Annotated in this window: 3 protein-coding genes and 1 pseudogene; all 4 read right to left on the reverse strand. The window is 55.2% G+C overall.

Going from position 1 to position 3,101, the window contains the following annotated elements; genetic code table 11:
* Nucleotides 1–102: 102 nt before the first annotated feature.
* Nucleotides 103–723 carry a protein-methionine-sulfoxide reductase heme-binding subunit MsrQ gene (msrQ, locus tag ACIPLA_RS28060; protein WP_401177719.1) on the reverse strand — a complete coding sequence of 207 codons (621 nt, stop codon included), beginning with the start codon at nucleotides 721–723 and terminating at the stop codon, nucleotides 103–105.
* The gene (gene msrP / locus ACIPLA_RS28065) at nucleotides 723–1,736 is read right to left on the reverse strand and encodes a protein-methionine-sulfoxide reductase catalytic subunit MsrP (protein ID WP_218398763.1); all 1,014 of its coding nucleotides are present in this window, start codon (nucleotides 1,734–1,736) and stop codon (nucleotides 723–725) included. The genes msrQ and msrP overlap by 1 nt, the downstream gene beginning before the upstream one ends.
* 63 nt (nucleotides 1,737–1,799) lie before the next feature.
* Nucleotides 1,800–2,657, reverse strand: a complete 858-nt coding sequence (gene pssA / locus ACIPLA_RS28070) for a CDP-diacylglycerol--serine O-phosphatidyltransferase (RefSeq protein ID WP_123497220.1) — start codon at nucleotides 2,655–2,657, stop codon at nucleotides 1,800–1,802.
* Nucleotides 2,658–2,803: 146 nt separating this feature from the next.
* Nucleotides 2,804–3,101, reverse strand: a pseudogene (locus tag ACIPLA_RS28075) (ketol-acid reductoisomerase); the annotation flags it as partial.

Raw genomic sequence — 3,101 nt, forward strand, 5'->3', positions numbered from 1 at the left:
CCGAAAACTGCGTAACTCTTTGTTTACCAAGGAGTTTTCCGTTTCGACTGCGCCGGAAGTGGGGCGAATTATAGACGTCCAGAATCTGCCGTCAACCTCTAATTACGCTTTTCTTGCAGAAGGGGGCTTTTTAGCTGTTAAACGTGGAATCCGGCGGATTACAGGCGGCAATCTCAGTACCAACAACAACGCACCTATAGATGCATAGATCGCCCACTCCTTCAAATCGGCACGAACGATCCACAACATATGCAGCAATCCGAGCCCGAGAACCACATAAACCAATCGATGCAGTTTCTTCCAGCGAGAACCTAAACGCCGCTGACTGTAGCGATTAGAGGTAACCGCCAATGCCAGCAAACAGAGAAATCCCAGCACCCCGACAATAATGTAGGGCCGCTTTCGCAACTCGATACCCAGTTGCGACCAATCAAAGCCAAGGATAAACGCGGTGTAACCGCTCAAATGCAGAACAACATAAGCGAAGCACCACAACCCCAACTGCCGCCGAACCGCTATCCATCCCGGCCAACCAGTGAGCTTCTGCAATGGCGTCATGCTTAATGTAATGAGCAGCAGCACAAGCGTCCCCTGCCCCAGATGGTCAATCAATACCTTGCCTGGATCAGGTCCCAGCACATCCGCCCAAGCCTGATACAACCAAAGCACTGGCCAAATCGCTGCAGTGATGAAGACGCCAATACGCCAAAACGGATATCGCATCAGTAATGCTTCCGCAAATCGAGCCCTGTATAGAGAGAAGCAACTTCATCCGAGTAGCCGTTGAACATTTGCGTGTCCCGCACATTGGGCTTGAACAGACCGCTCGGCAAACGCCTTTCCCGTGCCTGGGTCCAGCGCGGGTGATCGACTGTCGGGTTCACGTTCGCATAAAAGCCATACTCATCCGAGGCGATACTCTGCCAGGTAGTTTTCGGCTGCTCACTGACCAAGCTGATCCGCACGATGGATTTAATGCTCTTGAAGCCGTACTTCCAGGGCACCACCAGTCGCAGCGGCGCACCATTCTGATTCGGCAACTCACGCCCATACATGCCCACAGCAAGAATCGCCAATGGATTCATTGCTTCATCCAGACGCAACCCTTCTACATAAGGCCAGTCGATCAAGGCAAAGCCGGAACGCTGCCCGGGCATACTTTTGGGATCCTGCAAGGTTTCGAAGCGAATGAACTTGGCTTTGGACGTCGGCTCGACCTCCTTGAGCAACGCCGAAACAGGAAAACCGATCCACGGAATGACCATCGACCAGGCTTCCACACAGCGAAGACGATAGATGCGCTCTTCCAGTTGATAAGGCTTCATGAAGTCTTCCAGCGCATACCGCCCCGGCTTACCCACCTCCCCGTCCACCACCACGCTCCAGGGTTCGGTTTTCAGCGCACCGGCGTTGGCCGCGGGATCACCTTTATCGGTACCGAACTCATAGAAGTTGTTGTAGTGGGTCGCATCCTTGAAAGGTGTGATCGCCTCGTCTTTGACGTTGACCGCCTCCCATTTGGTAGAAGGAAGCTTTTCGGCAAACCAGGCGGGCGCCTTGCCAGGCTCGACATCAGCATAACGCGCAACATCATCGGCACTCGCCCAACGCGGCAGACTGCTCACCGCCAAACCTGCAACGGCGGCACCTAATACACTGCGGCGAGAAAGGTAGAGGGATTCAGGCGTGACGTCCGACTCATGACAGTCAGACGCTTTGGGGACTTTGATCAGCATGACAACTCCGCAGCTTTGGAGGACAGATGCACCCATAGACTGCGGAGTATGAGGGAAATTACATCACTCGGCTTTTTTGTGGCGACGAAGGCGCAACAGGTACTGCACCGGCCCGGAAGCCGCATAGGCAAGGAAGACCAGCAGCAGGATACGCGGCGGATCACTGAACACAACGGCGAATACCAATACCACCGCGAGAATCGCGACAAAGGGAACACGCCCTTTCAAGTCCAGCTCCTTGAAGCTGTTGTACTTGATGTTACTGACCATCAGCATCCCGGCGGCGGCAACCATCAGTGCAACCAGGAACGACATCTTGGAACCCTGAATGCCGTAATCGCTGAATGCCCAGACAATGCCCGCGACCACACCGGCGGCGGCCGGGCTGGCCAGGCCGATAAAGTAACGTTTGTCTGCGGTGCCGACTTGAGTGTTGAAACGCGCCAGACGTAACGCCGCCCCCGCTACATAGATGAAGGCGACCATCCAGCCGACCTTGCCCATGTCACCCAGGGCCCAGCCGAATGCCAGCAATGCCGGCGCCACACCAAAGGCAACCATGTCCGACAGCGAGTCGTACTCGGCACCGAAAGCGCTTTGGGTATTGGTCATACGGGCAACGCGACCGTCGAGGCCGTCGAGCACCATGGCGACGAAAATCGCGATCGCGGCAAACGCAAAATATTTGCTCGCGCCGATCACATCACCCGCACTCAAGGCACTCTGGGCGCTCATCGAGTTGATGATGGAATAGAACCCTGCGAAGAGGTTCGCAGTGGTGAACAGATTCGGCAGAAGATAGATACCACGATGCCGGACTTTACGACCTTCAGCGTCATGCCCTTCTTCGATGTGTTCATCGATGGGCAGAAGGCTTTCGGCGTCAGAAGCCTGCTTTGGCTCTTCGGGACGTTCGCTCATGGACATTTACCTTGCAACGGGGTGGAAAGTTTCGACAGGTGTCTGGGACAACGGTTCGGCCACAAACAATGCAGCTTTATACCAGAACCGGCGGATCCAAACGAAAAAACGCGGCCTAGGCCGCGTTTTCCGTACAAGCTCGGGACTTAGTTCTTGGCTTTGTCGACGATCTTGTTGGCACCGATCCACGGCATCATCGAGCGCAGTTGCTCACCGATGATTTCGATACCGTGGGCGGCGTTGTTACGACGCTTGGCGGTCATCGAAGGATAGCCGGTGGCGCCCTCGCTGATGAACATCTTGGCGTATTCGCAGTCCTGAATACGTTTCAGGGCGTTGCGCATGGCCTGACGGGATTCGGCGTTGATCACTTCCGGACCGGTCACGTACTCGCCGTACTCAGCGTTGTTGGAGATCGAGTAGTTCATGTTGGCGATACCGCCT

Origin of the sequence: Pseudomonas sp. NPDC086112, from assembly GCF_044746425.1 — a bacterium.
Lineage (GTDB): Bacteria > Pseudomonadota > Gammaproteobacteria > Pseudomonadales > Pseudomonadaceae > Aquipseudomonas.

Bases quoted from the DNA above. Each gene is read 5' to 3' on its own strand.
- msrP (WP_218398763.1), bottom strand. From the start codon at position 1,736: ATGCTGATCAAAGTCCCCAAAGCGTCTGACTGTCATGAGTCGGACGTC.
- msrQ (WP_401177719.1), bottom strand. From the start codon at position 723: ATGCGATATCCGTTTTGGCGTATTGGCGTCTTCATCACTGCAGCGATT.
- pssA (WP_123497220.1), bottom strand. From the start codon at position 2,657: ATGAGCGAACGTCCCGAAGAGCCAAAGCAGGCTTCTGACGCCGAAAGC.